Here is a 5771-nt window from a genome sequence, read left to right on the forward strand (position 1 = left end):
TGCCCGAGCGGCTGTGTTTGGGTGTTTCAGGGTTTTGGTTGCGGGGGCAGGATTTGAACCTGCGACCTTCAGGTTATGAGCCTGACGAGCTACCGGACTGCTCCACCCCGCGTCACCGAAGCGCGTATCCGGTTGAGTGTGGATCCGGAACGCGAAAAGGGCTGCCCTTTGAGGGTCAGCCCTTGGACTTGTGAATGGGTTATTTCCGTATGCACGTCGGCTGCAATGCCTGGCGACGACCTACTCTTCCAACGCTTGAGCGTTAGTACCATCGGCGCGGTCTGGTTTCACGGCCGAGTTCGAGATGGGATCGGGTGGGTCACAGACGCTATGGTCACCAAGCAATGAAGCCGGCGTGTTACGGTTTTAATCGATGCATATAAGAGCGTATCTGGCTGATTGTCCTCCGCCATCTGGACGGCCTTTTATCAGGGCTGTCATTGATGGTGGGATTCATCAAGCATGAACAGAGTTATTAGGACCGGTTAGCTCCACACATTACTGCGCTTCCACACCCGGCCTATCAACGTGATGGTCTATCACGACTCGAAGATACCTAATCTTGAGGGAGGCTTCCCGCTTAGATGCTTTCAGCGGTTATCCCGTCCATGCATAGCTACCCTGCTGCGCTCCTGGCGGAACGACAGGTACACCAGAGGCATGTTCACCCCGGTCCTCTCGTACTAGGGGCAACTCCTCTCAAGTATCGACGCCCACGGCAGATAGGGACCAAACTGTCTCGCGACGTTCTGAACCCAGCTCACGTACCACTTTAATTGGCGAACAGCCAAACCCTTGGGACCTGCTCCAGCCCCAGGATGTGATGAGCCGACATCGAGGTGCCAAACGATTCCGTCGATATGAGCTCTTGGGAATCATCAGCCTGTTATCCCCGGCGTACCTTTTATCCGTTGAGCGATGGCCCTTCCACGAGGGACCACCGGATCACTATGACCGACTTTCGTCTCTGCTCGACTCGTCAGTCTCGCAGTCAGGCAGGCTTATGCCATTGCACTCTGTCAGACGGTTTCCAACCGTCCTGAGCCTACCATCGCGCGCCTCCGTTACTCTTTAGGAGGCGACCGCCCCAGTCAAACTACCCGCCACAGAGGGTCCCCGAACCGGATAACGGTTCTGGGTTAGACATCAAAAAACAACAGGGTGGTATTTCACCTATGGCTCCACACCAGCTGGCGCCGGTGCTTCAAAGCCTCCCACCTATGCTACACAGTTCTTTCCTAATGCCACTCTGAAGCTGCAGTAAAGGTGCACGGGGTCTTTCCGTCTAACCGCGGGTACTCCGCATCTTCACGGAGAATTCAATTTCGCTGAGCATATCCTGGAGACAGTGGGGAAGTCGTTACGCCATTCGTGCAGGTCGGAACTTACCCGACAAGGAATTTCGCTACCTTAGGACCGTTATAGTTACGGCCGCCGTTTACTCGGGCTTCAATTCGGAGCTTGCACTCCTCCTCTTAACCTTCGAGCACCGGGCAGGCGTCAGACCCTATACGTCGTCTTGAAGCCGACTTAGCAGAGTCCTGTGTTTTTGCTAAACAGTCGCTACCCCCTGGCCTGTGCCCCCCACAAATGCTTGCGCATAAATGGGGCCTCCATCTTCCGAAGGTACGGAGGCAATTTGCCGAGTTCCTTCAGGATACTTCTCTCAAGCGCCTTGGTATACTCTACCTGACCACCTGTGTCGGTTTCGGGTACGGTCTATACGGTGGGGCTATTTCCTGGAACCACTTGACAGCCCGACCAATCCAATAAGGTCGAACTACTTCCGCGATCCGTCACACACCACCAGGCCCACGAATATTAACGTGGTTCCCATCGACTACCCCCTTCGGGCTCGTCTTAGGGGCCGGCTTACCCTGCGCCGATTAGCGTTGCGCAGGAACCCTTGGTCTTTCGGCGAGAGGGCATCTCACCCTCTTTATCGCTACTCATGTCAGCATTCGCACTTCCGATACGTCCACGACCCATTACCAGATCGCTTCACTCGCTTACGGAACGCTCCGCTACCGCTCAGTCAAAGACTGAACCCTAAGCTTCGGTGCATCACTTTAGCCCCGATACATCTTCGCCGCAGGAACCCTTATTTAGACCAGTGAGCTGTTACGCTTTCTTTAAAGGATGGCTGCTTCTAAGCCAACCTCCTGGTTGTTTTGGGATTCCCACATGCTTTCCCACTTAGTGATGACTTGGGGACCTTAGCTGTAGGTTAGGGCTGTTTCCCTTTTGACGACGGACCTTAGCACCCGCCGTCTGTCTGCCGGACTAGACTCGATGGTATTCGGAGTTTGGTTAGGTTTGGTACAGCTCGCGCCGCCCTAGCCCATCCAGTGCTCTACCCCCATCGGCAAATATCCGACGCTCTACCTCAATAGATTTCGCGGAGAACCAGCTATTTCCCGGTTTGATTGGCCTTTCACCCCTAAACACAACTCATCCGAGCATTTTTCAACATGCAACGGTTCGGTCCTCCAGTGCGTGTTACCGCACCTTCAACCTGGTCATGCCTAGATCACCGGGTTTCGGGTCTAATTCATCATACTCAGTCGCCCTATTCAGACTCGCTTTCGCTGCGCCTACACCTAACGGCTTAAGCTCGCATGATAAATTAAGTCACTGACCCATTATGCAAGAGGTACGCTGTCACCCCCTAAAGAGGCTCCAACTGCTTGTAAGCATTCGGTTTCAGGTACTGTTTCACTCCCCTAATCGGGGTGCTTTTCACCTTTCCCTCACGGTACTGTGTTCGCTATCGGTCATGTACGAGTATTTAGGCTTGGAGGGTGGTCCCCCCATGTTCAGACAGGATTTCACGTGTCCCGCCCTACTCGAGTCTTCTCACATCACTTTCGCATACGGGGCTGTCACCCGCTATGGCCACTCTTTCCAAAGTGTTCTGCTAGTTGAATGAGAAGCACTGGCCTGGTCCCGGTTCGCTCGCCACTACTACGGGAATCTCTGTTGATGTCTTTTCCTCCAGGTACTGAGATGTTTCAGTTCCCCGGGTTCGCTTCACCAAACCTATATATTCAGTCTGGTGATACCTTATCCACCTCACTCACCCCGTGATCGCTCACAGTATGAGAGAAATGGTGAAGGTGGGTTTCCCCATTCGGAAATCGCCGGATCAAAGTTTGCTCACAACTCCCCGACGCTTATCGCAGCGTGCCACGTCCTTCTTCGCCTGTACATGCCAAGGCATCCACCAAATGCTCTTACCTCACGCTTGAGAATCCACACCATCAACGACAGGCCTGCATAAAGCCCGCGTTGTTTTCAGGTGCGGAGGAATATCTCAGCCAGATAATCAATTTGATTGATCTTTGTGCTGCACCAATACGACCACGTCGATCGCACCAATGCACCACGGCATCGATTAAAAACCCATTCACAATGTCAAAGAAGCGGGCAAATCCCGCAATTGCAGCCGAAGCTGCAAATTCGTGTCTTCATCTCTGGAGTAATTCTCTTCCGTCTGCCGCGTATCATCGCGGCCAACAAAGTCTGGTGGAGCCTATCGGGATCGAACCGATGACCCCCTGCTTGCAAAGCAGGTGCTCTCCCAGCTGAGCTAAGGCCCCCTGCCAAACTTCGAAAACGGTACATTCGAGAATGGTGGGCCGAGTAGGAGTTGAACCTACGACCTCACGCTTATCAGGCGTGCGCTCTAACCACCTGAGCTACCGGCCCATTCTCTGCCTGTCTGGCCTAAAAGGCCGCAGGCGGCGTGAGCCAGCTCAGGCGCAACACAGCATTATGCTGTGTTGATCTCCAGGATGAAGGGACATGAGGACGACGGCAATGTTCTTTGGAACATGCGAAGCTCTTCCAGGCTCAAGGCCCGGCGCTTTCGTATGTATCCTTAGAAAGGAGGTGATCCAGCCGCAGGTTCCCCTACGGCTACCTTGTTACGACTTCACCCCAGTCGCTGATCCCACCGTGGTCAGCTGCCTCCTTGCGGTTAGCGCACTGCCTTCGGGTGAAACCAACTCCCATGGTGTGACGGGCGGTGTGTACAAGGCCTGGGAACGTATTCACCGCGGCATGCTGATCCGCGATTACTAGCGATTCCGCCTTCATGCTCTCGAGTTGCAGAGAACAATCCGAACTGAGACGACTTTTAGAGATTAGCACGACCTCGCGGTCTAGCTGCTCACTGTCATCGCCATTGTAGCACGTGTGTAGCCCAGCGTGTAAGGGCCATGAGGACTTGACGTCATCCCCACCTTCCTCCGGCTTATCACCGGCAGTTTCCTTAGAGTGCCCAACTGAATGATGGCAACTAAGGACGAGGGTTGCGCTCGTTGCGGGACTTAACCCAACATCTCACGACACGAGCTGACGACAGCCATGCAGCACCTGTCACTCATCCAGCCGAACTGAAGAAATCCATCTCTGGAAATCGCGATGAGGATGTCAAACGCTGGTAAGGTTCTGCGCGTTGCTTCGAATTAAACCACATGCTCCACCGCTTGTGCAGGCCCCCGTCAATTCCTTTGAGTTTTAATCTTGCGACCGTACTCCCCAGGCGGATAACTTAATGCGTTAGCTGCGCCACCCAAGCTCCATGAGCCCGGACAGCTAGTTATCATCGTTTACGGCGTGGACTACCAGGGTATCTAATCCTGTTTGCTCCCCACGCTTTCGCACCTCAGCGTCAATACCTGTCCAGCGAGTCGCCTTCGCCACTGGTGTTCTTCCGAATATCTACGAATTTCACCTCTACACTCGGAATTCCACTCGCCTCTCCAGGATTCTAGCCTAGCAGTTTCAAAGGCAGTTCCGGGGTTGAGCCCCGGGATTTCACCCCTGACTTGCTGAGCCGCCTACGCGCGCTTTACGCCCAGTAATTCCGAACAACGCTAGCTCCCTCCGTATTACCGCGGCTGCTGGCACGGAGTTAGCCGGAGCTTATTCTCCAGGTACTGTCATTATCATCCCTGGTAAAAGAGCTTTACAACCCTAAGGCCTTCATCACTCACGCGGCATTGCTGGATCAGGCTTTCGCCCATTGTCCAATATTCCCCACTGCTGCCTCCCGTAGGAGTCTGGGCCGTGTCTCAGTCCCAGTGTGGCTGATCATCCTCTCAGACCAGCTAAGGATCGTCGCCTTGGTAGGCCTTTACCCCACCAACTAGCTAATCCTACGCGGGCCCATCCAAAGGCGATAAATCTTTGGTCTTTCGACATCATCCGGTATTAGCTCAAATTTCTCTGAGTTATTCCGAACCTAAGGGCAGGTTCCCACGCGTTACGCACCCGTGCGCCACTAACCCCGAAGGGTTCGTTCGACTTGCATGTGTTAGGCATGCCGCCAGCGTTCGTTCTGAGCCAGGATCAAACTCTCAAGTTTGTGTCACGACACTCCCAGCACGATCAAAAGATCGCTAGCCGAAAGCACCGAGCTTCAAGGAGCCGATACCTGCACTGTCAAACGTAATGGATACGAAGGACATGCTCATCCAGTCACAAACGTGGTGTCCGTGACGGAAGTGGCAATCGGCTTGTTAATCGGTATCCGGAGCCTTAAAACCCCCGGACCGAGCGCCGTCGCCCACATGTCCCTTCATCTAAAATCAACAATGTCAAAGAACCACCGAACATAATAGGCGGACAACCATCGCTCCCCGAACTCTAATCCGAGGAACTGTTGTCCGTCTCTGTTGGCGACCGTCCGAACCGCCTCAGTGGCGCCCCGTCCGGTGAACAGCCCTCTAGATACACTCCCCGATTCGAGCAACACCTTTTTTGCA

At 54.1% G+C, this 5771-nt stretch carries 1 protein-coding gene, 3 tRNA genes and 3 rRNA genes; all 7 read right to left on the minus strand.

Annotated elements, in window-relative coordinates:
• Positions 1 to 35: 35 nt before the first annotated feature.
• A tRNA-Met gene (locus H0274_RS15530) sits at positions 36 to 112 on the minus strand.
• 115 nt (positions 113 to 227) lie between these two features.
• A 5S ribosomal RNA gene (rrf, locus tag H0274_RS15535) occupies positions 228 to 342 on the minus strand.
• A 113-nt stretch (positions 343 to 455) separates the two neighbouring features.
• Positions 456 to 3247, minus strand: a 23S ribosomal RNA gene (locus H0274_RS15540).
• Positions 3248 to 3523: 276 nt separating this feature from the next.
• A tRNA-Ala gene (locus tag H0274_RS15545) sits at positions 3524 to 3599 on the minus strand.
• A 32-nt stretch (positions 3600 to 3631) separates the two neighbouring features.
• Positions 3632 to 3708 (minus strand) — tRNA-Ile (locus tag H0274_RS15550).
• Between the two features lie 176 nt (positions 3709 to 3884).
• A 16S ribosomal RNA gene (locus H0274_RS15555) occupies positions 3885 to 5371 on the minus strand.
• The 16S, 23S and 5S rRNA genes sit together here with 3 tRNA genes alongside, the layout of an rRNA operon.
• Before the next feature lie 213 nt (positions 5372 to 5584).
• A partial coding sequence (locus H0274_RS15560; protein ID WP_226796534.1) for a hypothetical protein occupies positions 5585 to 5771 on the minus strand: 187 nt, incomplete at its 5' end.

The sequence above is a fragment of the Fulverythrobacter ferritrahens genome, assembly GCF_020539485.1.
In the GTDB taxonomy this organism is placed as follows: Bacteria; Pseudomonadota; Alphaproteobacteria; order Sphingomonadales; family Sphingomonadaceae; genus Andeanibacterium; species Andeanibacterium ferritrahens.